The 25,600-nt window shown below is 57.7% G+C and carries 25 protein-coding genes; 15 read left to right on the forward strand and 10 right to left on the reverse strand.

The annotated features are described in order from the left end of the window. The first annotated feature begins 86 nt into the window (after nt 1-86). Nucleotides 87-1,004, forward strand: a complete 918-nt coding sequence (gene lpxC, locus C7H08_RS12600; protein ID WP_106672432.1) for a UDP-3-O-acyl-N-acetylglucosamine deacetylase — start codon at nt 87-89, stop codon at nt 1,002-1,004. An 11-nt stretch (nt 1,005-1,015) separates the two neighbouring features. On the opposite strand, the gene C7H08_RS12605 is transcribed toward lpxC, so the two are convergent. Then, a complete protein-coding gene (locus C7H08_RS12605) occupies nt 1,016-1,468 on the reverse strand; it encodes a DUF721 domain-containing protein (protein WP_106672434.1) in 453 nt (150 codons plus the stop codon). Between the two features lie 216 nt (nt 1,469-1,684). On the opposite strand from C7H08_RS12605, the gene C7H08_RS12610 reads away from it, so the two are divergent. From C7H08_RS12610 to ribA, 6 genes are all read left to right on the forward strand, one after another. Next, nucleotides 1,685-2,638, forward strand: a complete 954-nt coding sequence (locus C7H08_RS12610) for a M23 family metallopeptidase (RefSeq protein ID WP_106672436.1) — start codon at nt 1,685-1,687, stop codon at nt 2,636-2,638. Nucleotides 2,639-2,727: 89 nt separating this feature from the next. Further along, nucleotides 2,728-5,466: a preprotein translocase subunit SecA gene (gene secA, locus C7H08_RS12615; protein WP_106672438.1), complete on the forward strand. Its 2,739-nt coding sequence runs from the start codon at nt 2,728-2,730 to the stop codon at nt 5,464-5,466. Between the two features lie 102 nt (nt 5,467-5,568). Continuing rightward, complete coding sequence (gene argJ, locus C7H08_RS12620) at nt 5,569-6,786, forward strand: bifunctional glutamate N-acetyltransferase/amino-acid acetyltransferase ArgJ (protein ID WP_106672440.1); 1,218 nt, start codon at nt 5,569-5,571, stop codon at nt 6,784-6,786. Then, nucleotides 6,749-7,753 (forward strand): Nudix family hydrolase, encoded by a 1,005-nt coding sequence (locus C7H08_RS12625; RefSeq protein ID WP_423793512.1) that lies wholly within the window; start codon nt 6,749-6,751, stop codon nt 7,751-7,753. The genes argJ and C7H08_RS12625 overlap by 38 nt, the downstream gene beginning before the upstream one ends. Nucleotides 7,754-7,856: 103 nt before the next feature. Further along, a complete protein-coding gene (gene moaC, locus C7H08_RS12630) occupies nt 7,857-8,339 on the forward strand; it encodes a cyclic pyranopterin monophosphate synthase MoaC (RefSeq protein ID WP_106672447.1) in 483 nt (160 codons plus the stop codon). A gap of 132 nt (nt 8,340-8,471) precedes the next feature. Next, entirely contained in the window at nt 8,472-9,083 is a 612-nt protein-coding gene (gene ribA / locus C7H08_RS12635; RefSeq protein ID WP_106672450.1) for a GTP cyclohydrolase II, read from the forward strand. 51 nt (nt 9,084-9,134) lie between these two features. Here the strand turns inward: ribA and dxs are convergent, their stop codons facing one another. The 4 genes from dxs to C7H08_RS12655 all read right to left on the reverse strand — a co-directional run bounded on the left by dxs (nt 9,135) and on the right by C7H08_RS12655 (nt 13,187). Continuing rightward, nucleotides 9,135-11,066, reverse strand: coding sequence for a 1-deoxy-D-xylulose-5-phosphate synthase (gene dxs, locus C7H08_RS12640; protein WP_106672452.1), 1,932 nt, complete (start codon nt 11,064-11,066; stop codon nt 9,135-9,137). 136 nt (nt 11,067-11,202) lie between these two features. Beyond that, nucleotides 11,203-12,099, reverse strand: coding sequence for a (2E,6E)-farnesyl diphosphate synthase (ispA, locus tag C7H08_RS12645; protein WP_106672455.1), 897 nt, complete (start codon nt 12,097-12,099; stop codon nt 11,203-11,205). After that, nucleotides 12,099-12,356 (reverse strand): exodeoxyribonuclease VII small subunit, encoded by a 258-nt coding sequence (locus C7H08_RS12650; protein ID WP_106672458.1) that lies wholly within the window; start codon nt 12,354-12,356, stop codon nt 12,099-12,101. Before C7H08_RS12650 ends, ispA begins: the two co-directional genes overlap by 1 nt. A 57-nt stretch (nt 12,357-12,413) precedes the next feature. Continuing rightward, on the reverse strand, nt 12,414-13,187 hold the full coding sequence (locus tag C7H08_RS12655; RefSeq protein WP_106672460.1) for an NRDE family protein: 774 nt from the start codon (nt 13,185-13,187) through the stop codon (nt 12,414-12,416). Nucleotides 13,188-13,282: 95 nt separating this feature from the next. Between C7H08_RS12655 and C7H08_RS12660 the strand changes: the two genes are divergently transcribed. The 4 genes from C7H08_RS12660 to C7H08_RS12675 are packed head-to-tail and all read left to right on the forward strand — an operon-like array spanning nt 13,283 to nt 16,266. Further along, nucleotides 13,283-14,080, forward strand: a complete 798-nt coding sequence (locus C7H08_RS12660; protein WP_106672463.1) for a sulfite exporter TauE/SafE family protein — start codon at nt 13,283-13,285, stop codon at nt 14,078-14,080. Nucleotides 14,081-14,090: 10 nt separating this feature from the next. Continuing rightward, nucleotides 14,091-14,879: a prolipoprotein diacylglyceryl transferase gene (gene lgt / locus C7H08_RS12665; RefSeq protein WP_106672465.1), complete on the forward strand. Its 789-nt coding sequence runs from the start codon at nt 14,091-14,093 to the stop codon at nt 14,877-14,879. Next, complete coding sequence (locus C7H08_RS12670; protein WP_106672468.1) at nt 14,876-15,715, forward strand: thymidylate synthase; 840 nt, start codon at nt 14,876-14,878, stop codon at nt 15,713-15,715. The genes lgt and C7H08_RS12670 overlap by 4 nt, the downstream gene beginning before the upstream one ends. 35 nt (nt 15,716-15,750) lie before the next feature. Continuing rightward, a complete protein-coding gene (locus tag C7H08_RS12675; RefSeq protein WP_106672469.1) occupies nt 15,751-16,266 on the forward strand; it encodes a dihydrofolate reductase in 516 nt (171 codons plus the stop codon). A 21-nt stretch (nt 16,267-16,287) separates the two neighbouring features. Here the strand turns inward: C7H08_RS12675 and C7H08_RS12680 are convergent, their stop codons facing one another. Continuing rightward, on the reverse strand, nt 16,288-17,808 hold the full coding sequence (locus tag C7H08_RS12680; RefSeq protein WP_106672471.1) for a DEAD/DEAH box helicase: 1,521 nt from the start codon (nt 17,806-17,808) through the stop codon (nt 16,288-16,290). 198 nt (nt 17,809-18,006) lie between these two features. Between C7H08_RS12680 and C7H08_RS12685 the strand changes: the two genes are divergently transcribed. Further along, a complete protein-coding gene (locus C7H08_RS12685) occupies nt 18,007-18,795 on the forward strand; it encodes an acyl-CoA thioesterase (protein ID WP_106672473.1) in 789 nt (262 codons plus the stop codon). Nucleotides 18,796-18,807: 12 nt separating this feature from the next. On the opposite strand, the gene C7H08_RS12690 is transcribed toward C7H08_RS12685, so the two are convergent. From C7H08_RS12690 to C7H08_RS12700, 3 genes are all read right to left on the reverse strand, one after another. Continuing rightward, nucleotides 18,808-19,707, reverse strand: coding sequence for a haloalkane dehalogenase (locus C7H08_RS12690; RefSeq protein ID WP_106672475.1), 900 nt, complete (start codon nt 19,705-19,707; stop codon nt 18,808-18,810). Between the two features lie 122 nt (nt 19,708-19,829). Then, entirely contained in the window at nt 19,830-20,078 is a 249-nt protein-coding gene (locus C7H08_RS12695; protein ID WP_106672477.1) for a hypothetical protein, read from the reverse strand. 95 nt (nt 20,079-20,173) lie between these two features. Beyond that, nucleotides 20,174-20,443: a hypothetical protein gene (locus C7H08_RS12700; RefSeq protein WP_227663414.1), complete on the reverse strand. Its 270-nt coding sequence runs from the start codon at nt 20,441-20,443 to the stop codon at nt 20,174-20,176. Between the two features lie 216 nt (nt 20,444-20,659). On the opposite strand from C7H08_RS12700, the gene C7H08_RS12705 reads away from it, so the two are divergent. Together C7H08_RS12705 and C7H08_RS12710 are read left to right on the forward strand one after the other, a co-directional pair. Beyond that, nucleotides 20,660-21,751, forward strand: a complete 1,092-nt coding sequence (locus tag C7H08_RS12705) for an AI-2E family transporter (RefSeq protein ID WP_106672483.1) — start codon at nt 20,660-20,662, stop codon at nt 21,749-21,751. A gap of 96 nt (nt 21,752-21,847) precedes the next feature. Beyond that, nucleotides 21,848-22,258 (forward strand): peptidoglycan-binding domain-containing protein, encoded by a 411-nt coding sequence (locus C7H08_RS12710; RefSeq protein WP_106672486.1) that lies wholly within the window; start codon nt 21,848-21,850, stop codon nt 22,256-22,258. A 75-nt stretch (nt 22,259-22,333) separates the two neighbouring features. Here C7H08_RS12710 and ilvD read toward each other — a convergent pair whose 3' ends face one another. Then, nucleotides 22,334-24,169 carry a dihydroxy-acid dehydratase gene (gene ilvD, locus C7H08_RS12715; RefSeq protein WP_106672489.1) on the reverse strand — a complete coding sequence of 612 codons (1,836 nt, stop codon included), beginning with the start codon at nt 24,167-24,169 and terminating at the stop codon, nt 22,334-22,336. A 151-nt stretch (nt 24,170-24,320) separates the two neighbouring features. Here ilvD and C7H08_RS12720 point away from each other — a divergent pair, with 151 nt between their 5' ends. After that, nucleotides 24,321-25,574, forward strand: a complete 1,254-nt coding sequence (locus C7H08_RS12720) for an HDOD domain-containing protein (protein WP_106672492.1) — start codon at nt 24,321-24,323, stop codon at nt 25,572-25,574. Nucleotides 25,575-25,600: the final 26 nt, after the last annotated feature.

Consider the following 25,600-nt stretch of genomic DNA (forward strand, 5'->3'; position numbering starts at 1 on the left):
TAAATGGTGCTCAGCCTTGAATTCTGATATTCTCCGAGCAGTTTTTTGCCTAGAATATCGAACTTTTGTGACGGAATAATGAACCGATGATCAGACAACGGACACTCAAAAATACCATCCGTGCCACCGGCATTGGCCTGCACTCGGGGGAAAAAGTGTACCTGACCCTCAAGCCTGCCCCGGTCGATACGGGTATCATCTTCCGCCGGACCGATCTTGACCCGATGGTTGAAATCCGGGCGTGTGCGGAAAATGTAGGTGAGACCATGCTGTCCACGACGCTGGTAAAAGACGGTGTCCGTGTGGCGACAGTAGAGCACCTGCTCTCAGCCATGGCTGGTCTTGGAATAGATAACTGCTTTGTCGAGCTGAGCGCGGCCGAAGTGCCGATTATGGATGGCTCTGCGGGCCCGTTCGTGTTTCTGCTGCAGTCTGCAGGCATCTCAGAGCAGGATTCGGCCAAGCGCTTTATCCGCATCAAGCGTGAGGTCACAATTGATGAGGGCGACAAAAAAGCGACCTTCCTGCCGTTCGAAGGCTTTAAGGTCAGCTTCGGCATCGACTTTGACCACCCGGTGTTCAAGGGCCGCGCCCAGACCGCGACGGTGGACTTCTCAAGCACCTCCTTTGTGAAGGAAGTGTCTCGCGCCCGGACTTTCGGATTCATGCGCGACATCGAGAAGCTGCGTGCTATGAACCTGGCGCTTGGCGGTAGTGTTGATAACGCCATTGTGGTAGACGACTACAAGATTCTCAACGAAGACGGCCTTCGCTACGAGGATGAGTTCGTCAAGCACAAGGTACTGGACGCCATCGGTGATCTTTACTTGTTGGGCAACAGCCTGATTGGTGAGTTCCGTGGTATCAAATCCGGTCACGATCTGAATAACAAGCTGCTGCGCAAGCTCAGAGCAGAGGAAGATGCATGGGAAGTGGTTACCTTCGATGATGAAGCGACCGCGCCTATCTCTTACATGAAGCCTGCGCTGGCGGTTCAGGGCTGAGGCGGGACGCCTCAATCCTGGACGTGACCTGCGAGTTTTTCGAGAACTTCGCGTAATGCTTTATCCTTCGTGTGCCCGGCTTCCTCTTTGAGGAGCCGGGCATTTTCTTTGCTCAGTGGTGTGGACTTCATCGCCGGCCTGGCCCGGAATCTGAGCGGGGAAACCTTGATCTTTACCTTCCAGACAAACCTGAACAGTTCATGCTGACGCAAGGACTCCATGACTTCGTGCTGCCTGAAGCGCAGGCGTGTGGCCTTGCTGGCGTTGTCGGTTGCCAGCACCAGTTCGCCGTTGCTGCAACTGACAAACCGGGTGCCATCGGCCAGTTCGTCCGGGATGGCGGCCAACACCAGTTGCTCGGCTTGCTGATGCAGCTCAGCTTTGGTGAGTAACGCTTTAAGCGTTGAGCCGGGTCTTGAGGACGTCTTGCCAAAGATCATTTTTTGATCATTTTTTTCGCGCATAGCCGGTTTTTTCTCGACGAGGCCGTTTACGATTGGTTACACTTCGGCACGGTTTGTGCGTAGCGCTGGTGATGCACTCGTTTTACATTGTGTTCGACAAGTGTGTCTACCGGGCGCTGCGATTTATCAGTACGTAGTTGTTGCCAAGGATAGCAGAACCGCTCGGAATATTATTTCCGGGTCGCAGCACTACAGGGACATGGTTGCGGCTCTACAATGAAATCGAACGACAATATGAACGTAATCTTCGTTGGCAAACGTCACGGCCGTTCGCGGGCAGTGCCGCTTGGTGCGGGCGTTATCGCTGGCCTGATCTTTTTTGGGGTGGCAATGCTGATAGCCGCTGGCTGGGCAGGTTACCAGATGGCGGTCAGTAAGGCTGAAGCTAAGTTGCCGACCGAATCGGAACTGGTTGCAGACTGGCAGGAAAAGCTGAGTCAACAGCGAAGCGATGTGTCGCAGATCCGGATCAGTGCTCAGGAGCAGATTGATGCGCTGACCATAAGGCTGGGCGATATTCAGGGTCGGCTGCTAAGGCTGGATGCCTTGGGGCAGCGCTTTGTTGAATCTGGTCTGGTGACCAGTGACGAGTTCAATTTTGATCAGCCAGCTGCTGTTGGTGGTCCTGAAGATACCCTGGATGGTGATTCTTACAGCGCGCCGCAGCTTACTGATATGATCAATCAACTGGAATTATTGATTGACGATCGGGAAAAACAGCTGCGTCTGCTCGATAAGGTATCATCCCGGCACAAGCTGGAAAACGAGCTGTATTTACAGGGTCGGCCCATTACCTGGGGTTGGCTATCGTCACCTTATGGTTATCGCAGCGACCCCTTCACCGGAAAGCGTCGCTGGCATGCCGGTGTCGATCTGGCTGGTAAAGAAGGCAGCGATATCATTACCGTGGGTGCTGGCGTTGTGACCTTTGCCGGAGATCGGTTTGGTTATGGCAACCTGGTCGAGGTTGATCATGGCGAGGGGCTGGTTACCCGTTATGCACATGCGAAAACAGTGAAAGTAGAAACCGGCGATGTGGTGCAGAAAGGCCAGGTTGTTGCCTTGATGGGCAGTACCGGTCGTTCGACTGGCCCACATGTACATTTTGAAGTTATCCGCAATGGCAAGTCCGAAAATCCTGAGAAATATATCAAGCGCGCAAGCCGCTGATTCCGTTCCCGTGAACCCCACCTTTTGTCCTTTCACCAAATAAGGTTAGAATGCCGGCTTCCTCCGTTTAACTGAAGAAGCAGTGGTCTATGTTCACAAAGCTTGCAACGAAGATGTTCGGCAGTAAAAACGCCCGAGAAGTCAAGAGAATGCGTAAGGTCGCCCTGCGCATCAATGAACTTGAAGAGCAGTATGGCGGTCTGTCGGATTCCGAGTTGCAGGGCAAGACTGCCGAATTCCGTCGTCGTCTCGAGGATGGCGAGGCTCTGGACGCGCTGCTTGCGGAAGCCTTTGCAACGGTCCGGGAGTCCAGTCGACGGGTAATGGGGATGCGCCATTACGACGTCCAGCTGATCGGTGGTATGACACTGCACGAAGGCCACATCGCCGAAATGAAAACCGGTGAGGGCAAGACTCTGGTGGCGACCGCGGCGGTCTATCTTAATGCGCTGCCGGGCAAAGGTGTTCACGTCGTTACGGTCAACGATTACCTGGCCAGCCGCGATGCGGAGTGGATGGGCAAGCTGTACCGTTTCCTCGGCATGCAGGTTGGTGTGGTTGTTGCGGGCCAGCCGCCGGAAGAAAAGCGGGCGGCTTACCAGGCCGACATCACCTACGGTACCAACAACGAATTCGGCTTTGACTACCTGCGCGATAACATGGCGTTCAGTATTGCTGACAAGGTCCAGCGTGGGCTCAACTACGCCATTGTCGACGAAGTCGACTCTATCCTGATTGACGAAGCCCGTACCCCGTTGATTATCTCTGGTGCGGCGGAAGACTCCTCCAAGATGTACCAGGCCATTAACACGCTGGTCCCCAACCTGGAAAAAGGGGAAGTCAGTGAAGATGAGGCCGTCGAAACCACCGGCGATTTCACCATTGACGAAAAATCCCGCCAGGTGGAGCTTACCGAAGCCGGCCATGAGAAGGTGGAAGAACTTCTGCTGAGTCAGGAGCTTCTCAAAGAAGGGGAAAGTCTGTATTCCGCGGCAAACCTGAGCCTGCTGCACCACGTGCACTCGGCGCTGCGGGCGCATCATCTGTTCCAGAAAGATGTGGATTACATCGTGCAGGGCGGTCAGGTGGTGATCGTGGACGAGCACACCGGCCGGACTATGCCGGGCCGTCGCTGGAGTGAAGGGTTGCATCAGGCCATTGAAGCCAAAGAAGGGCTGAAGATTCAGGCTGAGAGCCAGACCCTGGCCTCTACTACCTTCCAGAATTATTTCCGTTTGTACGACAAGCTGGCCGGCATGACCGGCACAGCCGATACCGAAGCCTTCGAGTTCCGCCAGATTTACGGCCTGGACGTGGTGGTGATCCCGCCGAACAAGCCGATTCAGCGGATTGATTACAACGACCTCGTGTATCTGACTCAGGACGAGAAGTTTCACGCCATTATTGATGAAATCAAAGATGTGACCGCGGATGGTCGCCCGGTACTGGTCGGTACGGCATCGATCGAAGCTTCTGAATTGTTGGCCATGCTGCTGAAGAAGGCGCGCATTGATCACAAGATCCTGAACGCCAAGCAGCACGAGTCTGAGGCGATGATTATTGCCCAGGCCGGTCGTCCGGGCGCGGTAACAATCGCCACCAACATGGCGGGCCGGGGTACCGATATCGTGCTGGGTGGTAACTGGGAGTTCGAAGTGGCGGTCATGGACAACCCCTCGGAAGAGGATGTGGCCCGACTGAAGGCGGAATGGACCGATCTGCACAATCAGGTGCTGGACGCCGGGGGCTTGCACATCATCGGTACCGAACGCCACGAATCCCGTCGAATTGACAACCAGCTGCGTGGCCGTGCCGGCCGCCAGGGGGATCCGGGTTCTTCCCGTTTCTTCCTGTCGCTGGAAGACAACCTGATGCGAATTTTCGCCCCTGAGCGGGTGAAGAACCTGATGCAGGCAATGGGCATGAAGAAAGGCGAGGCCATTGAGCACCGCATGGTCAGCAACGCCATCGAGAAGTCCCAGCGCAAAGTGGAAGGCCGGAACTTCGACATGCGCAAGACCTTGCTCGAATACGACGATGTGGCCAACGACCAGCGCACGGTAATTTACGATCAGCGCAACGAGGTGATGGCGTCAAACGACATCTCCGAGATGATCGATACCATTCGTGGTGATGTGGTAGATGCTATGGTCAGCGAGTTTATTCCGCCCCAGAGTATGCCAGAACAGTGGGATGTGCCGGGCCTGGAGGCTCAGTTGCAGTCTGAAATGGCCATCGATCTGCCGGTCCAGGCCTGGCTGGATGAGGACAGCAAGCTGCACGAAGAGAATTTGCGCCAGAAGATCCTGGACGCCGTTGTGAGCGAGTACAAAACCAAGGAAGAGATTGCCGGCGCCGAGCCCATGCGCAATTTTGAGAAACAGGTCTTTCTGCAGGTGCTGGATACCCTGTGGAAAGAGCACTTGTCCAATATGGACCACCTGCGCCGGGGCATTCATCTACGTGGTTATGCCCAGAAGAATCCGAAGCAGGAATACAAACGCGAGGCGTTTAACCTGTTTGAGAGCATGCTTGAGAGCATGAAGCGTGACGTGACCCGAGTGTTGAGTCATGTCCGGGTGCAAAGCCGCGAAGAAATGGAAGAAATCGAGCGTCGTAGGAAGGAAGAGCTGGAGCAGGAGATGGCGCGTGCCAAATTGCGGCATGATCAAACCAGTGCCACCCAGGTTCAGGGTGATGACGGAGAGAGCCAGTCCCAGGCCACCCCGGACACTTTTGTTCGCCAAGAGCGCAAGGTTGGCCGAAACGAGCCCTGTCCCTGCGGGTCTGGCAAGAAGTACAAGCAGTGTTGCGGTAAGGTCAGCTAACGCCTTGCCACAAACGCAGAGACCGGAACCCGCAAGCTGCCAGGTTATTGGCTGTTTGCGGGTTTTGTCGTTTTCAGATTCGGATCATTTCAGGAGGCAGGCATGGCGGTAGGTCCCGGAACTTTACCTGAGTTTTACCCGGTAGCGGGTATCAAACTGGGCATTGCAAGCGCAGGCATCAAGAAGCCTGGTCGCAAGGATGTTGTGGTGTTCGAGCTGGCGCCGGAGTCCCGCGTGGCCGGGATATTTACCCGCAACCAGTTCTGTGCCGCCCCGGTGGTGGTCAGCCGGCGCCATCTGGCTGAGAGTGCCCCGCGCTATTTACTGATCAATACGGGCAACGCCAATGCCGGCACCGGTGACCGTGGTCTGGCCGACGCTCTGCAGTGCTGCCAGGCGCTGGCGGAAAAGGCGGGAGTCAACGCAGCCGAAGTACTTCCGTTTTCCACCGGGGTGATTGGTGAGCCGCTCCCGGTCGACAAGATCGTGAGCGCCATACCGGAGGCCCTGGCCGCCGCCCGTGAAGACCGCTGGGCCGAAGCTGCCAGTGGCATCATGACTACCGATACTCGCCCGAAAGGGGCCTCGGTCCGCATCGATATAGGCGGGTATCCGGTGACAATTTCCGGTATCAGTAAAGGCGCGGGCATGATTCGCCCGAATATGGCCACGATGTTGGGCTTTATTGGCACCGATGTCCGGGTTGCTCCGGACGTATTGCAGGCGTTGGCCTCAGAGCTCGGAGAGAAGTCGTTTAACCGGATTACCATTGACGGCGACACGTCCACCAACGATGCCTGCATGCTGATGGCCAGTGGCCAGTATGGCGGTCCTGAACTTACCGCCGACAGTCCTCATCTGCCGAAGCTGAAAGAAGCGCTGTGGCAGGTATATCTGGAGCTGGCTCATGCCATTGTCCGGGACGGTGAAGGTGCCACCAAGTTTGTCACCATTGAGGTCAGTGGCGCCTTCAGCCAGCAGGAAGCGCTTGACGTTGCTTACACAGTGGCGCATTCGCCTCTGGTCAAGACGGCCTTGTTTGCGTCTGATCCGAACTGGGGCCGGATTCTGGCGGCGGTTGGCCGGGCCGGGGTGGCAGACCTGAATCTGAACACATTGGAAATCTATCTGGGTGATGTTTGTCTGGTGCGTAACGGTGGCCGGGCTGAGGATTATTCCGAAGCGCGGGGTCAGGCGGTCATGGACCGGGACGAGATCACCATTGCCATCGACTTGAAGCGCGGCGCGGTTAATGAAACGGTCTGGACCTGCGACTTCTCCCATGACTACGTCACCATCAATGCCGACTACCGCTCCTGAGACGCCGCCCGGGTCAGACTCGGCTAAAAAGTGCATACACGTCGCGGTCGCGGTGATTATCCGTGCTGGCCGGGTGTTGATTGCCCGCCGTCTGGATCATGCCCATCAGGGTGGGCTGCTGGAATTTCCGGGCGGTAAGGTGGAGTCAGGGGAAACCGTGCAGCAGGCACTGGTGCGGGAGATCCGTGAGGAAACCGGGCTGCAGGTGCCGCTGGCCAGCCTGGAGCCAGTGATCGGCATCCGCCATGACTATGGCGACAAACAGGTGTTTCTGGACGTCTGGAAAACCACTGAGGCCCAGGGCAATGCGGAGGGCCGCGAAGGCCAGGCCGTCGACTGGCGAGCGCCCTCTGCGCTCAAGGATGACGATTTTCCAGCGGCCAATCGGCCGATTATCCGGGCGCTGAATCTGCCCGGCCGGCTCGCGATCTCCGGCGCCATAACGTCCCGGGTGGCGGGCGGCAGCCGGCTCAAAGTGGCGCTGGCGAAGCTGGACAGCCCACTGCTGGTGCTTAGAGCCCCGGAGTTGGCGGTTGAGGAGTATCGGCAGCTGGCGGCGCAAGCGCTGGCAGTGTGCGCGGAGGCGGGTATTGGCGTGATTCTGCATGGTCAGCCGGGCTGGCTAGAGGAGTTTCCGGGCGCTGCCGGCTTGCATTTGCCCTGGCGAGAGGCTGAGCGGCTCTCAGGGCGTCCTGTGCCGGCAAATCGATGGCTTGGCGTGTCCTGCCATGACTCCGGCCAACTGCGCCATGCCGAGCGTCTGGGGGCGGATTACGCGACGCTCGGGCCGGTGCTGCCTACGCCCACCCATCCCGAACAGTCAGGCCTGGGCTGGGCGCAATTCGAAGCTCTGGTTGCCGGAGCATCAATACCGGTCTATGGTCTCGGCGGTATGGCACCGGTCCATGAAAATCTCTGTCGCGAACGCGGTGGCCAGGGCATTGCCGGCATCAGCTATTGGTGGTGATCCGGTTTCTGGCGCCAGTGGCTGCCGGAGATTACGGGTTTAACCACCGTCAAACCTGTGAAATAGTAGAATTTCAAACACTAATACCGAGCGGGAGAGCGTCGTGAGCAAGTTGACCCATCTGGATGATAAAGGTGAAGCCCGAATGGTGGATGTGACCAGCAAGGCGGTCACTGAGCGGGAGGCCCGGGCTGAGGCCACAATCCGCATGGCACCGGAAACCCTGCGGATGATTATTGACGGTGAGCACCCAAAAGGCGATGTGTTGGCCACCGCCCGGATCGCCGGTATTATGGCGGCCAAGAAAACCCACGATCTGATTCCGCTGTGCCACGCCCTGAATCTGACTTCAGTTAAGGTCGAGCTATCCCCGGGTGATGACGGGGCCTCAGTGTATATTCTGACCCGTTGCAAGCTGTCCGGCCAGACCGGTGTTGAGATGGAGGCACTGACGGCCGCCAGCATTGCCGCGTTGACCCTGTACGATATGTGTAAGGCCGTGGACAAGGCCATGGTGGTGGATGGCGTGCGGTTGCTGGAGAAAAAAGGCGGCCGCTCCGGTCACTGGGTTGCCCCCGGGCGATGATCCGCTTGCTGGCGCTGGCCGTAATCTTGCTTGTAACGAAGCCTTCGGAGAGGAAACGTGTCAACACTACGCCAGGCAAGCAGCCGCATGATAGAATGCCCGCCCAATTTGTCAGAACCACGAGGAAACACAGTGGCTGTTCGTTACATTGAGACCTGCCGTTTGCCTACCCCTTTCGGTGTGTTTGACATGCACGGCTTTGAAGAGCCAGACACTGGTAAGGAGCACGTGGCATTGACGCTGGGTGATATCAGTAGCGATGAACCGCTGTTGGCACGAACCCATTCCGAGTGCCTGACCGGCGACGCTCTTTACAGCATGCGGTGTGATTGCGGGTATCAGCTGGAAGAAGCGCTCCGCTGTATCGCCCTTGAAGGGCGCGGTCTGCTGATGTATCTGCGTCAGGAAGGTCGTGGCATCGGCCTGATCAATAAGATCCGGGCCTATCGGCTTCAGGATGAAGGTGCTGATACCGTCGAAGCTAACGAGCAGCTGGGCTTTGGTGCCGATTTACGCGATTACAGCATGTGCAAGGACATGCTGGAGCATTTGGGTATTACCAGTCTCAAGCTGATGACCAATAATCCCAGAAAGGTCAAGGCGCTGGAGTCTTACGGTATCCGGATTTCCGAGCGTGTGCCGCTGCATGTGGGGCGCAATCCTCATAACGAACATTATTTGAACACCAAGCAAAGCAAGCTTGGTCACTGGCTGGAAACCCATCAAGACGATGATCCTGCCTGAGGCAGGTCGTCGAGACCACAGCTGAGCAGTTCATTCAGCCGTGGTCTTCGCTCACTTCACTGCACTGAGGTTGCCCTTGCCGAGCCGTTCCAGGCGGCAGGCAACTGTGTTGCGAATAGCCTCGGGGTCCAGTCCGCACTCCTTCAAAAGTTGCTCATGCTTACCGTGATCGACAAAACGGTCGGGTAGGCCAAGCTGCAATACCGGCATGGTCACCTCCCGGGCATTCAGGCATTCGGTCACGGCACTGCCGGCACCACCGGCAACCACATTCTCTTCCAGCGTTACCAGCAAATCGTGATGTTCGGCCAGCTCGAGCACCAAAGTCTCATCCAGCGGCTTGACGAAGCGCATGTCGGCCACGGTGGCATTCAGGGCTTCGGCCGCGCTCAGAGCGGAGCCTAACAAGGTGCCAAAGTTGAGAATTGCAACCCGGGCACCTTCACGCACCACGCGGCCTTTGCCAATCGGCAGTGTGGTAAGCGCCTGCTGGATTTCCGTGCCTGGGCCGGTGCCTCGCGGATAACGCACCGCTGCCGGGCCGTTAAATTGAAGGCCGGTATGCAGCAGCTGCCGGGTCTCATTTTCATCCGATGGGGTCATTACCAGCATCTTGGGGATGCAGCGCAGGTAACTGATGTCGAAAGCGCCGGCGTGTGTCGGCCCGTCTTCACCAACCAGACCGGCCCGGTCAATCGCAAACAACACATCCAGGTCCTGAATAGCGACGTCGTGGATCAGTTGGTCGTAGCCACGCTGCAGGAAGGTGGAGTAAATCGCCACCACCGGCTTGGCCCCATCACAGGCCATGCCTGCGGCTAGCGTGACGGCATGTTGCTCGGCGATGGCAACATCAAAATAGCGGTCCGGGAAACGTTCTGAGAACGCCAGCAGATCGGAACCTTCACACATGGCGGGCGTGATGCCGACCACTCGCTCATCTTGCCCGGCAGCATCGCACAGCCATTGGCCAAAGACGTTGGCGTATTTGGGGCTGGCTGGTTTTGGCTGCACCGGCTCTGGTTTACTCGGTGGCACCGGTTCAATCTTGTTGATGGCATGATAGCCGATGGGGTCTGCCTCGGCCGGGGCAAAGCCTTTGCCTTTAGTGGTCACCACGTGCAGGAACTGGGGGCCATCGAGCTCACGGATGTTTTCCAGTGTTTCCACCAGCAACGGCAGGTCGTGGCCATCAATGGGGCCGATGTAGTTGAACCCCAGTTCTTCGAACAGCGTGCCCGGCGCAATCATGCCCTTGAAGTGTTCTTCGGTTTTCTTGGCAAGAGCCATCAGGTGCGGGGTGCTTTTCAGCACTTTCTTGCTGCTGTCGCGTACCTGATTATAAGTGCGGCTGGCCAGCAGTTTGGCAAAGTAGTTGGATAGCCCGCCCACGTTGCGGGAAATGGACATGTCGTTGTCGTTCAGGATCACCAGCATGTCGGCGTGCAGGTGGCCGCCATGATTGAGCGCTTCAAAGGCCATACCCGCTGTCATGGCACCGTCGCCAATCACCGCAATGCTTTTGCGTCCGGTTTTTTGCATGCGCGCCGCAATGGCCATGCCCAGCGCAGCACTGATGGAAGTGCTGGAATGGCCAACGCCGAAGGTATCGTATTCACTCTCCGCCCGTTTTGGAAAACCTGCCAGGCCATCCTTGCGCCTGATGCTGCCCATCTGTTCCCGGCGGCCCGTAAGAATCTTGTGGGGATACGCCTGATGGCCCACATCCCAGATCAGGCGGTCAAAAGGAGTGTTGAACACGTAGTGCAGGGCAATGGTCAGCTCGAGGACGCCCAGCCCGGCACCAAAATGACCCCCTGTCTGCCCTACCGACCAAAGTAGAAACGAGCGGAGCTCACGGGCCAGTTGCGGCAGGTCTTCCGCAGGAAGTTGGCGCAGTTGGGCGGGTATGTCGATCCGGTCTAGCAGGGGCGTATTTGGCCGCTGCGACGGGATTTCCCTGAAAATATATGTGTCCTGCATCAGCTAGGGTCTTTATCGGAATATGGATTCTGTGACTGGCATTATAGGGGAACAGGTAGGCCTGTTTCATACTTCCCGGGCCAGATGTTACAAAATGGTTGCGCTTGGCTCGTCAGGTTGCCGCTCGCGGCGTAGCCTAATGGCTTCGCGCCACCACATAATCGGCCATCGCTCGCAGCACTTCAGCTTCTTCGCCAAAGTTGTCCAGTGCACTCTGGGCCTGGTATAGCAGATTGCTCAGGTGCTCACGGGCGCCGGAAATGCCCAGCAGGGATGGATAGGTTGGTTTTTCCCGGGCGACGTCCGAACCCTGACGTTTGCCAATAACTTCGGTCTCGCCTTCGATATCCAACAGGTCATCCTGTACCTGGAACGCCAGGCCAAGGGCACTGGCGAACGCGGCAAGCGCCGCCAGCTGTTGCTCTGTCACCGCATCTGTAGTCAGGGCGCCAAGGCGAACACTGGCTTCAATCAGGGCGCCGGTTTTGTGCCGGTGCATGTTTTCCAGTTGTTTAATGGTCAGTTGTCGACCAACCGACTCCAGGTCAATGGCCTGGCCGCCGACCATGCCCTGATGGCCGCTGGCCCTGGTCAGCGTGTTGATCATGGTAATGCGCTGATGGTCCGAAAGTTCCGGCGCTTCTGAAAGCAGCGCAAATGCCAGTGTTTGCAGAGCGTCTCCGGCCAGTATCGCGGTTGCTTCATCGAAGGCGATATGTACCGTTGGACGGCCTCGGCGCAGGTCATCATCATCCATCGCGGGCAGGTCATCATGAATCAACGAGTAAGCGTGCACCAACTCCAGCGCGCAGGCAGGGGCAATCGCCCTGGTCTGGTCAGAACCGAGTGCTTGCGCAGCCGCCAGGCAGAGCGCCGGGCGAATGCGTTTGCCGCCACCCAGAACACTGTAACGCATGGCCTCATCAAGCCGAGGCGAGGCGGCGCCGGCCCGAATCAAACGATCGAGCTCCCGATCAATTTGCTTGCGGCTTTGCTCCAGAAAATCTGAAGCCAGAGTCAGGCGGTCATTCATCAGTTGGCGTCGTCCGCTGAAAAAGGACGGGTTTCAAGTGAGCCATCACTGTTCTGAACCAGCTGCTCGACCCTCTGCTCGGCGGACTTCAGGACACTCTGACAGTCGCGTGTCAGCTTTACGCCCCGCTCGAAAGCTGCCAGTGAGTGTTCCAGAGAGAGTTCGCCCTGCTCGAGATCGCGAACCAGTTTTTCCAGCTCGTCCAGGGATTTTTCAAAGTCGGCAATGGATGTGCTGCTGTTGTTCTCGCCGGCCATGGGCGACCTCCGGTCGGGTGGTTCAGAAAGTGTGGAGATTATACCAGAGTCCCCGGGCTATCGCTGCCAGGCGAACTGCCGTTTTTCCAGTGCCTCGGCATTCGGTCCCCAGGATTGTTCGGTCACCTGGATCAGGCCCATAGCAGAGACTGTGACGATGGTTGTTGCCCGGGTTCCGTAGTGGTCGCCAACGATAAACGGTGACGACAGAAAGCGCTCGGTTTCAACGCCAACGCCGGTGTCGGGCAAGGTGTGATCGGGAGCCGGTGTATTGTCTTGCAGCAGAGTCAGCAATTGGCTGTGCAGGGGGTTGGCATCTTTACGCGCTGTTTCAACGCAATGGCCGACGGCGGTGCGAAGTCGCAACAGTTTTGGCCAAGGCGTTTGCAGCAGGTGGTTACTCAGGCCGTAAACACCGCGGTGGATATGCCGGCCCGGATGAGCATCCCGATTGCTGTAATACCAGCCGCCAGCGGCTGATAGCGACACCAGATTAAAACCGGAATAACGGGCGGGGGCTGCATCCAGGCGTGCCTGCAAGACGTTGGTGTCCAGGTTCAGTGCGTCCAGTGGCAGTTCGCCACGGCTGTGACTGCCTGCTTCGGCACTGCCTTCACGGACATTGGTGACCGCCGTCACCTGCCCGTCGGAACTGATGGCCAGCCAGGTACCACCGGATGCCAAATCCCGCCCGGCCAGAACCGGCTGGCCACTGAACGGCTGCCACCAGTCCATGGCTGCGGTCGGGCGCCGAAAAAATTCATCCCGGTTGGCGGCCACGACCAGGGGGAAGTGAGAGCTCTGACCAATGGCAAAAGCAATAAGGCACATGTCTGACGGACTTCCTTTTAGGATCTGGGGCTGCAGGTGCTGGCAACTATGCGTATCATACCAGCCTGATTTCTTCTCGGGATAAAACGAAAATCATGACCCTGATCGGTGTAATCATTCTGTACCTGCTGCTCGGTGCGGTGGCCGGCACCATGGCAGGCCTGTTCGGCATCGGAGGCGGTCTGGTCATCGTGCCGGTACTGATCTTCACCTTCGCGTTTCAGGGGTTCAGCCCGGAGATTACCGCTCATTTGGCGATTGGCACCTCACTGGCTACCATTGTGTTTACCTCCATCAGCTCGATACGCACCCATCATTTGCACGGGGCGGTGCGCTGGGGGGTGGTTCGGCCAATGACGGTGGGCATTGTCCTGGGTGCTATTATTGGCGCCTGGACCGCAGCTCTGCTGAGCGGCCCGATGTTGCAGGCCATCATTGGTGTGTTTGCCATTCTGGTGGCTGTTAAAATGCTGCTGGAGGTCAACCCCAAGCCGGGGCGAGACGTACCGGGCACGATTGGCCTTGGCGTGTCGGGCGGATTGATTGGCTGGATTTCCGCTATTTTCGGCATTGGCGGTGGCACCGTATCGGTCCCGTACCTCACCTGGTGTAATGTGCGCATGCAGCAGGCGGTGGCCACATCTGCCGCGCTGGGCCTGCCCATTGCCCTTGCAGGTGCGGCGGGCAATATCTGGACCGGTTGGCAGCACCCTGAGCTGCCGGATCTGAGTATAGGGTTTATCTATCTGCCGGCGCTGGTGGGGGTTGTCGCGACGAGCGTGTTCTTTGCCCGTATTGGCGCGAAATTGGCGCACCGCCTTGACGGTCGCTTGCTGAAACGTATTTTTGCCGTTGTGCTGATCATCGTCGGCCTCCGATTCCTGCTGAGCTGAGAGCGTATTCATGTTGCAACACCCCCAGTTTGACCCGGTGGCCATTGCCATCGGCCCCCTGGAAATTCATTGGTATGGCTTAACCTACCTGTTCGGCTTTGCTGCCGGCTGGTGGTTGGGCCGACTGCGCAGCCGCAAACCCTGGTCGCCGCTGAACGAGGAGCAAGTGGGGGATCTTCTGTTTTACCTGGCTCTGGGGGTCATACTGGGCGGCCGCTTTGGCTACGTGCTGTTCTACAATTTTGACAGCTTTCTGGCCGATCCGCTCTGGCTGCTGCGGGTTTGGGAAGGCGGCATGTCGTTCCACGGCGGCCTGTTGGGTGTGATGCTTGGCTTGTGGTGGTTCGGCCGGAAAACCGGTGCGGGCTTCTGGAAAATTGCTGACTTTGTCGCCCCCCTGGTGCCGGTCGGGCTTGGCGCTGGCCGTATCGGCAACTTTATCAATGGCGAGTTATGGGGCAAGCCCACGGACGTATCCTGGGGTATGGTTTTCCCGCAGGCCCCAGACAGCCTCGCCCGCCATCCCTCCCAGCTTTATCAGTTTGCTCTGGAAGGCGTGGTGCTGTTTGCTATTCTGTGGTGGTTCTCGTCCAAACCCAGGCCCCGAATGGCGGTTTCCGGCCTGTTCCTGGCGTGTTACGGTGCGTTCCGCTTCCTCACCGAATTTGTGCGCCAGCCCGACCCGCAGCTGGGTTATCTGGCCTTTGACTGGCTCACCATGGGCCAGGTTTTGTCCCTGCCCATGGCCATCGCCGGTGCTGTTCTGATTGCTATTGCTTACCGGAGAGAGACTGCATGAAAGCCTACCTCGACCTGATGCACGACGTCGTCGACAACGGATTCGATAAAGGCGATCGCACCGGCGTTGGCACCCGTTCGGTGTTCGGTCGCCAGATCCGCTTTAACCTGCAGGAAGGCTTTCCGCTGGTCACCACCAAGAAAGTCCACCTTCGTAGCATCATCTACGAACTGCTGTGGTTCTTGCGTGGCTCCACTGACAATAACTGGCTGAAAGAGCGCAAGGTGTCGATCTGGAACGAGTGGGCGCTGGAAAACGGTGACCTGGGCCCCATCTATGGCAAACAATGGCGCAGTTGGCAGTGCCACAATGGCCGGGTTGTTGATCAGATCAGCGACGTTATCGAGCAAATCCGCCACAAGCCCAACTCCCGGCGTCTGATCGTCTCCGCCTGGAACCCCGCCGAACTGCCGGACGAGTCCGTTGGCCCTCAGGACAATGTTCGGGAAGGCCGCATGGCGCTGGCACCCTGCCACTGTCTGTTCCAGTTCTACGTGATTGACGGCAAGCTGTCCTGCCAGTTGTACCAGCGCAGCGCGGATCTGTTTCTGGGGGTGCCGTTCAACATTGCCTCTTATGCGCTGCTGACACACATGATTGCCCAGCAGTGTGATCTGGATGTGGGTGAGTTCGTGCATACCTTTGGTGACTGTCACCTGTACCAGAACCATTTGACCGACGACATCGTCTTCGAACAGCTCAAGCGTGAGCCCAAGCCGCTGCCGACACTGATGATCAAACGCAAGCCGGCGTCGGTTTTCGAATACGAATTTGAAGATTTCGAGTTTGAAGGCTACGACCCTTACCCGGGCATCAAGGCGCCCATCGCGATTTGATCGCTAACTCCTAACCTTGAGGACGTCAGACAAACATGCGAACGGCACTGATCGTGGCCATGGCCCAAAACCGGGTTATTGGCCGGAATAACCAGCTTCCCTGGTATCTGCCGGGTGATTTGCGGTACTTCAAGCAGGCTACCATGGGTAAGCCCATTATTATGGGGCGCAAAACCTGGGAGTCTATAGGTCGGCCATTGCCGGGCCGGATGAACGTGGTGATATCGCGGAATCCGGAATGGCATGCGCCTGCGGGAACTGTTGCAGCGGAATCCTTGGAAGCGGCGCTGAAAAAAGCCGAAGCTCAGGCCGAATTAGAAGGCGGGGATGAAGTAATGATTATTGGCGGCGGTCAGATTTATGCTGAAGCACTGCCCGCGGTCGACCGCATCTACATTACTCAGGTCCATGCCGAGGTAGACGGGGATGCGTACTTTCCGGAAGTGAACTGGGATGACTGGCAAGAGATCGGACGCGAAGACTTTTCCGCGTCCGATAATAATCCGTATGACTACAGCTTTGTCGTCTATCAGCGTAACCGGTCAAACTGACCGGTTACGCCAGAGGGCCGATTAGCGCGGGGCGCGCTTCGGGCCGCCTTTGCCGGCACCGGCAGGCTTGCCCCTGGGGCCGTCTTTGCGAGGGCCATTGGGCTTGCCACCGTCTTTTCGGAAGCTCTTGTTGGGCGCTCCCTTGCGGAAGTTGCCTTTGCCTGAGGGCGGACCTTTTCTGTCGCGGCGCGGTGCAGCGGCGGATACATCGGGCAATGCTTCTGGCTGGTCCAGCGGCAATGAGTCCGGTTGTGAGGCTTCCATCCAGCAGGCCAGAGCGCCCGCTACCATGGTGATGTCCATATCGTTGCGCTCGGCGATGTCATCCAGTAAGGCAATCGCCTTGGCTGCACGAGGATCATCTGCGAAACCCAGCAACTGCGACTCAAACTGCTCGACACGCATTTGCTGTAACGCGGCCGGTGAGGGCAGCTGGTACGGCTCCATCGGAGAATTGGTGGCGCGCTCGAGGGTGCGCAGCCAGCTGCGTTCACGGGGCGTGACCAGCAGAATTGCTTTGCCGGTTCGGCCAGCACGACCGGTACGGCCGACGCGGTGAATATAGGCTTCGGTATCGTAAGGCACGTCGTAGTTGATGACGTGAGTAATGCGCACGACGTCCAGGCCACGGGCAGCGACGTCGGTCGCGACGATGATGTCTTTCTTGCCACGCTTCAGGTCTTCAACGGTCTGTTCACGCTGACGCTGGTTGAGGTCACCGCTCAGGGGGGCGACGGCATGGCCGCGGGCAGACAGTTTCTCGGCCAGCAACGTGGTTTCTGCCTTGGTGCGCACGAAAATGATCGCGGCATCAAAAGGCTCGACTTCCAGAATGCGAGTCAGGGCGTCCAGTTTGCGTTCGGCGTAGACCGGCAGCACGTACTGGGAAATTTTCTCAACGGTCCGGGTTTCGCTTTCAATGCGTACTTCCGTCGCGTTCTTCAGATAGGTCTGAGCAACTTTCTTGATCTGCGCCGGCATGGTGGCGGAGAACAGTGCGCGCTGACAGTTGGGCGGTGTCTTAGCCAGAATCGCCTCAACATCGTCGATAAAGCCCATGCGCAACATTTCGTCGGCTTCATCCAGCACCAAGGCGCGCAGATTGTCCAGCTTCAGGCTGCTTTTGCGCAGATGGTCCAGCAGTCGGCCCGGGGTGCCCACGATAACTTGGGCGCCGCGCTTGAGGCCGCGAATCTGTGGCGAGAAGTCCTGGCCACCGTAAATTGGCAATACGTGAAACTGCTTGAATTTGCTGGCGTAAGTCGTAAAGGCTTCGGCCACCTGAATCGCCAGTTCCCGGGTCGGGGTCAGCACCAGAATCTGGGGCTCGGCGAGGTTGGCATCGATGCGGCTCAGCAACGGCAGCGCAAAGGCTGCGGTTTTTCCGGTGCCGGTTTGAGCAACGCCCAAGAGATTATTGCCGGCCAACAAGGCTGGAATGGATTGTGCCTGGATGGGCGACGGAGTTTCATAGCCAACGGCGACAACTGCTTCCAGTACAGCGGGAGCCAGCCCCAGTTCGGCAAAAGACAATTCTGACATGAATGTACTCGGTATTCGAAGGGTATAGCATTACAAAGGCAATGCATGATTTCGGAGTATTATAGTCGGTTTGGGGATTTTTTAACACGCTTATTGCCAATATTTCTGGTAGGTAATTGCCGGGGCGCTGCTATTGTTAGTCATCCGGAACTGGGGCAGTCTTAACGTTTGCAGGCTAACCAACAGGATCTACAGGTTATGACGTTTGATGAACTTCTGGGTGCAGTGCGACAGAGCAGTGAGGTGGTAATCCCTTCGAGTTGGGGGCAGGGCAGGGCAACGTTCGGTGGCCTGGTCGCAGCGCTGGCGTTTGATGTGATGGCATCAAAAGTGGCAGGCGGCCGGGCCATGCGGGCATTGCAGGTATCGTTTGTCGGACCGGTGGAACCCGACGTACCGGCGCTGTTTGAAGCTGAACTGCTGCGTGAGGGCAAGGCCGTGTCTCAGGTGCAAGGCCGGATCATCCAGAACGGCGAGCCTCGGTTGGTGTGCCTGGCCAGTTTTGGTGGCGACCGCGAATCAGTCATTCAGGTCGCACCATTACCGGCACCGAAGGCGACCCCGGTCGAGCAGTGCCAGGCGCTGCCGTATATTCCACGGGTAACTCCTGAGTTTACCCAGCACATCGACATGCGCTGGGCCTTTGGCGGCATGCCGTTCTCCGGCAAGGGTGGGCGTGAAATGGGCGGCTGGATGCAGTTTCGGGAGGCTCCTCAGACCCTGACGGACGCACACATTGTCGCCTTGGTGGATGCCTGGCCGCCGGCGCTGTTGCCTCATCTGACAGCCCCGGCCCCCGCCAGTTCGCTCAGTTGGGCCCTTGAGATCGTTCACCCCAGGCCCACTATGGCGCCGGGCGACTGGTTGCTGTACCGGGCCACGATCGATCAGGCAGGTTCTGGCTACGGTCATACCCACGCCGGTATCTGGACTCAACAGGGGGAGTTGGTCGCGTTGAGCCGGCAAACCGTTACGGTATTTGGTTAATTCCGAGTTCTGTCAGGCGGCCTGTTCCGCTTTCAGGGCATCCAGAATAACCCTGGCAAACTCTCTGGGCGAGTCTTCCTGAAGGAAATGACCGCCGCGCAGGGTGATGTGTGGCTGGCCTAAAGCTCCCGGAATTCGGCGCTGCATGTGCCGATCCCCACCCCGGGTGATCGGGTCACCGTTGCTGAAGCAGGTGATAAAGGGTTTGCGCCATTTTTCCAGGGTTCGCCAAGCTTCGCGATTGGCGGCACTGGCGGGATCCTGCGGTGTTACCGGCACCAGCGCCGGGAAGGCGCGGGCGCCGGCCTTGAAAGCGGCATTGGGAAAGGGCGCTTCATAGGCTGCCATTTCATCAGCACTCAAGGCGCGTTCGGTGCCCAGTTGAATAATGCGGGCAACCGGGAACCAGGGGCTGTGGCTGGCAAACGCCTTCCAGGCCCGGAACACCGCCGGGACCGGCGTGTCACCCGTAGGTAGCATGCCGTTGCCAACAATGATTCTGCTGAAGCGGCGGTGGTGCTCGGCAGCAAGCCTGAGCCCGAGCAGTGAGCCCCAGTTCTGGCATACCAGCGTAATATTGTGGAGATTCAGCGTGTCGATCCAGCGGGTCAGCCATCTCATGTGGTTGTCGTAGCTGTAATCGGCTACATCGGCTGGCTTGTCAGACTTCCCGAAACCGATCAAATCGGGCGCGAGCACCCGATGTCCGGCCTCTGCCACCGCCGGGATCATGTGCCGGTAAAGATAAGACCAGGATGGCTCGCCGTGCAGCATGATGACTGGATCTGCACCAGCAGGGCCTTCATCGACGAAGTGCATCCGCAGGCCAGGCTCGACATCCAGGTAGTTCGCTTTGAAAGGATAATCCGGAAGGCTTGCGAAACGGGCTTCGTCGGTTCTCAGAATACGCATGCCATCGACTGTCCTGACTGATTGGTTGCGTGACTGCCATTAAGACAATCGTCGGACGTCAGAATAAATCAGATGGAAAGCCGGTGTGTTTGAATTGCGTAACAGTGCGTTGCCGGTTTGAATCAGGATGCGATGCCAAACCGGCGCTCGGGGTTATCGATCCGGGCCAACGCTTCATCGCAACAGTTCAGGGCACCGCAATCGTCTGCAGAGCAAAGGCCGATGGTGTTGCACTGAATAGCCTGATGGTCATTGCCTTGATTGCTGAATATCCGGTTCCGGGACAGCATAGATCGGCAATGTCCGCACAGAAGCGTCGGCACTGCGCTGCCCTCGGCCAGAATAGCTGTGTAATGGGTGTTATCGGTCATAAAATCCTCCTGATACTTCAAACATAAGGTCAGAGTGTGACATTTCAAAGTCATCACAGAGTCCTCATTGATTTCAGTTTGAGCGGATATACGTATCAGGCGTCAGGATCGACCACGGGGCGGCGGTTCGATCGTTTGTCTTCCCAGTCCAGATTTTTAGGATCGTACCAGTCGATTTTTTCCATGACTTTTTGGCGGGTGAGCCGGGAGAGAGTGGGCCACAGTTCCTTAAAGTCTTCCAGGCCCCTGTCACGCTGTTTTTGTTGTTTGCTTTGCAGGCGGTTGAGAATGCGCGGCAACTGCAAGGCTTCGCCGAGCTGGCCGGGTACCAGGACATCCTGCCCCATCACCTTGCGGCGGTGCATGCGGGCAGCCAGAACCTTTTGAAGCTGGGCCGCTGCCTCTAGGGCAGTTTCAACAGTAAATGTATCTGAGTCCAACAACATACCCTGTAATTGGTTGATTGTTAGCCTGCCACTATATCCCGAAGTTGGCTATAGTGGCCACGCTGTCGTGTTAGTCTGTTTTTCCAAAAATGTTCCGTCGCCGATGGACGCTTATGGCACCAGGACTCTAAGGTTATGTACGCAAAACTTGAAACACGGACTTTTCTGGCGATGCTGGTGGGCGTTTCCATCGCCTTTGCCCTGTTGATGAAGCCTTTTTTCGGGCCGATTTTCTGGGCGATAGCCATTGCTCTGATTTTCTATCCTGTGCAGCAGCGACTGACACGCCGGTTTGGGGACCGTCCAAACATCAACGCCCTAATTACCCTGCTGGTATGTATGGTCATTGTGGTTCTTCCCGTGCTGGGCCTGGGTGCGGCGTTGATCACGGAAGGCTTGGGTATCTATCAAAAAATTCAGAGTGGCGACATCCGGCCCGGTGAATATATCGATCAGATTAACCAGTCGTTTCCGGCGATTCAGGCCTTTCTCGGCCGGTTTGACATAGACTTTATGGAATTCCGGGATCGTGCGGTCAACGCGTTTCTGGGCGGTAGTCAATTTCTGGCCAAGCAGGCCTTTGGCATCGGCCAGAACACGTTTCAGTTCTTCCTAGGGCTGGCGTTGATGATCTACGTGGCGTTTTTCCTGATCAGGGACGGGCAGCAGCTGGTGGAGCTGCTCATTAAGGCCTTGCCGCTTGGGGACGAGCGTGAGCGCCTGCTGTTTGCCAAGTTTGCCGAAGTGACCCGGGCAACGGTTAAAGGCAACCTGTTTATTGCGATTATTCAGGGCGGCCTTGGCGGGCTTATTTTCTGGATACTGGGGATTAATGGCGCGTTGCTGTGGGGGGTGGTGATGGCCATCTTCTCCCTGCTACCCGCCGTTGGCGCCGCTATTGTCTGGGTGCCTGCAGCGGTTTACCTTGCCGCCATTGGTGACATTATACCAGCGGTGATTCTGTCGGTTTATGGCATGGTAATTATCGGCCTGGCCGACAACGTGTTGCGCCCGATTCTGGTGGGCCGTGATACCAAAATGCCGGATTATCTGGTGCTGTTATCAACCCTGGGTGGCTTGGTCATGTTTGGTATCAACGGGTTTGTGATGGGCCCGTTGGTGGCAGCACTGTTTATGGCGTTCTGGGGCATATTCATTCGGGAGTTCAGTGAAGAGTCCCGCCCTCGTTCTGGGGAGCGTGAGTCAGGTTCGGCAGAGAGCGACTAAAGTATGGTAGGGTTGATGAATCGCCCGGGCTTGTGGGGATGGGCGCCACACAATAATAAATAGACCGATACCCCTGAGGTATCAGGAGTAAGTCAGTTGTCTACGACGAACGCTTTCAGTAATCCGTTACGAAAGGTGGCTCTGGCCGCCGGTACCCTCGCCCTTCTTGTAACCACTTCCCTGGCCCAGGCCAACGATGTCGTCGCCCTCAAGCATGCCTTGTATGGCGCAGGCTATGACATCGAGAACGTCGGTCCAGTGCTGGACGATACAACCCGGGCAGAGTTGGAGCGCTTTCAGCGTGAGCAGGGGCTGGAGCCCAGTGGTGTTCTGAATGAACCCACCGAGCGCGCCCTTGGCCTGATTTCAGTCCAGCAAGCCGCAGGCGCGTCGGACCAGCCCGCGGCCGCGAGTGCACCGTTGGCAGCCGCAGGCGCCGCTGAACCTCAGGCCGCCGATGAAGCCGTCGAAGAGGAAGAGGAAGATAGTGGCTGGTCGCTCTGGTAATTGCCGGCCCAACAAAAAAGCCCGCCTGGCATCCACCTGGCGGGCTTTTTTGTTGGGCTCAGAGCGGCGCGGCGATCAGTCCAGCTTGGAAAGATCCCTGACCGCGCCTTTGTCGGCGCTGGTTGCCAGCAGAGCGTAAGCTTTCAGTGCGGCCGATACTTTCCGGTCGCGCGGCAGCTCAGGCTTCCAGCCTTTGGCATCCCGTGCCTGGCGCCGTTGCCCAAGCACGTCATCGCTGACCTGCAGGTTGATCGAGCGCTCCGGAATGTTGATCAGGATGCTATCACCATCTTCGATCAGGCCGATGGCACCGCCGGCAGCGGCTTCTGGCGAAGCGTGACCGATGGACAGGCCAGACGTACCACCGGAAAAACGCCCGTCGGTCAGCAGTGCGCAGTCCTTGCCCAGCCCTTTGGATTTCAGGTAACTGGTCGGGTACAGCATTTCCTGCATGCCGGGGCCGCCCCGGGGGCCTTCGTAGCGAATGATGACGACGTCACCGGGTGTCACTTCATCGCTCAGAATACCGGCAACGGCAGCATCCTGGCTTTCAAACACCCGGGCCTTGCCTTCAAACACGTAAATGCTTTCATCCACGCCGGCGGTTTTCACCACGCAGCCATCCTGTGCGATGTTGCCGAACAGCACTGCCAGGCCGCCCTCGGATGAATAGGCGTTTTCAACCGAACGGATGCAGCCCGTCTCGCGGTCTCCGTCCAGGCTTGGCCAGCGTGTAGACTGACTGAAGGCGGTCTGGGTAGGGATGCCGGCGGGGCCGGCTTTATAGAATTCGACCACTTCCGGCGTCGGGGAGCGCATGATGTCCCAGAGCTCAAGCGCGTCTTTCATGGTTTTGCTGTGCACGGTTGGCAATTCGGCGTTGATCAGGCCGCCGCGCTCAAGCTCGCCCATGATGCCCATGATGCCGCCGGCACGGTGCACGTCTTCCATATGATACTTGGGAGAGTTGGGAGCGACTTTGCAAAGCTGCGGTATCTTTCTCGATAGCTGGTCGATCTCCGCCAGAGTGAACGCCACGCCGCCTTCCTGGGCCGCCGCCAACAAGTGCAGGATGGTATTGGTAGAGCCGCCCATGGCGATGTCCATCACCATGGCGTTTTCAAAGGCTGAGAGCGACGCAATGCTGCGCGGTAGCACGCTGGCGTCATTGTGTTCGTAATAGCGCTTGGCATTCTCCACAATCTGTCGACCAGCATTCAGGAACAGTTGCTCGCGGTCGGCGTGGGTGGCCAGCATCGAGCCATTGCCCGGCAGAGCCAGGCCGATGGCCTCGGTCAGGCAGTTCATCGAGTTGGCGGTAAACATGCCACTACAGGAGCCACAGGTCGGGCAGGCGCTGCGCTCATATTCGGCCACCATTTCGTCACTGGCGCTGGGGTCGGCTGCGATGACCATGGCATCGACCAGGTCCAGTTTGTGCTCGGAAAGCTTGGTTTTACCGGCTTCCATCGGGCCGCCGGAGACAAAGATGGTGGGGATGTTCAGGCGCAGGGCCGCCATCAGCATGCCCGGTGTGATCTTGTCGCAGTTGGAGATACACACCAGCGCATCGGCACAGTGGGCGTTGACCATATATTCGACAGAGTCGGCGATGATTTCACGGGAGGGCAGGGAATAGAGCATGCCGTCGTGGCCCATGGCGATGCCGTCGTCGACAGCGATGGTGTTGAATTCTTTGGCAACGCCACCGGTAGCTTCGATTTCGCGGCAGACCAGCTGGCCCAGGTCTTTCAGGTGAACGTGACCGGGCACAAACTGGGTGAACGAGTTGGCGACGGCGATGATGGGTTTGCCGAAGTCTTCATTGGTCATGCCGGTGGCGCGCCAAAGGGCCCGAGCACCGGCCATATTGCGGCCAGCGGTTGATGTGTGAGAACGATACTGGGGCATGGTGAGCTGCTTTCTCTCTGGTTATCTGGTTTGGACTAAAACGCAAAGGATACCAGATTCAACGGTAGTCGCATGGCTGTTTTGCCAGTGGGTGTTTACAATACGTAACAGTGACAAGAGTTTTCCAACAGAATGTCAGGGGAGTCTGTATATGGGAGGCCAGGAAAGCCTGCCGCTGCGTCGTCTGAAAGATTTCCAGCCACTGGGCCGGTTGACGGATGATCAGCTTGTTTTGCTTGCCAGCCGGGCCGAGCGCAGAACCCACGGTCCGGGACAGCGGGTGATGGAAAGAGGCGTTCGGGACGGCCTGGACTACTTTCTGATTTCCGGGAAAATTGAGCTTGAGTCTGTTGATGGCCGCAAGACCGTCATCGAGGCAGAAACGGAGAAATCACTCAATCCCATTGCCCGGCTGCAGCCCCGGATGTATGACGTTACGGCGGTAAAACCCTGTGAATTCCTGGTAATCGAGCAAGATATTCTCAATCAGATGTTACGGGCGGCACCGATAGCGCAGGTTGAGATGGACTCCGGTGATGGCGGCGGGGATGAGAGCGAAGAGCACCATTTGCTGATGGAGTTTTACTCTGAACTTCGATCTAACCAGGTCAAGTTGCCCAGTGTTCCGGATGTCGCCTGGAAAGTCCGGCGGGTGGTCGATAAAGAGGATTCCTCTGCACTGGAAGTGGCCAGCGCCGTGTCGGCCGATCCTGCCATGGCGGCAAAACTGGTCCGGTCCTGCAACAGTCCGCTGTATCGTGGTTTCAGTGACGTGCACAACGTTCGTGATGCCGTGGTTCGCCTGGGTATGCGGACCACCCGTCAGCTGGTGACCGTGTTTGCCATGCGCGAAGTGTTCAAGACCCGGCGGACGGCACTGCAGAATGAGATGGAACAGCTGTGGCGGCATTCCCGTGAGGTGGCGGCCCTGTGTTGGGTGCTGGCTGACCATGCCACCCGGATCGATCCGGAAGAAGCTTTGCTGGCCGGGTTGCTGCACGATATCGGCATTGTGCCTGTGTTAGTGCAGGCGGAGCACCACGTCAATCTGTTTGCGGACGAGAAAAACCTCAAGCATGCGATGGCCGAACTTCGAGCGGATGTGGGGTGTGCTGTGCTTGAGAACTGGGAGTTCCCGAAAAGCTTTGTGCAGGCGGCCCGACACGCAGAAGACTGGCACTATGAGTGCCGCGAATCGACACCTCAGCTGGTTGATGTTGTGATTGTCGCGCAGTTGCATTCCATGATCGGCTCCAGTCAAAATGCCGGACTGCCCGCCTTCGACCAGGTTCCGGCCTGGCGCCGGTTGGGAGAGCTGGATCTCAATGCGTCCCGAAGTCTCGAGTTGCTGAGCGAGGCTCGTGGACGAGTCGATGAAGTTCAGAAACTCCTATCGATCCGATAACGTGCTCACGATGCCGGAGTCCGCTG

The organism is Marinobacter halophilus (genome assembly GCF_003007685.1).
Taxonomy (GTDB): domain Bacteria; phylum Pseudomonadota; class Gammaproteobacteria; order Pseudomonadales; family Oleiphilaceae; genus Marinobacter; species Marinobacter halophilus.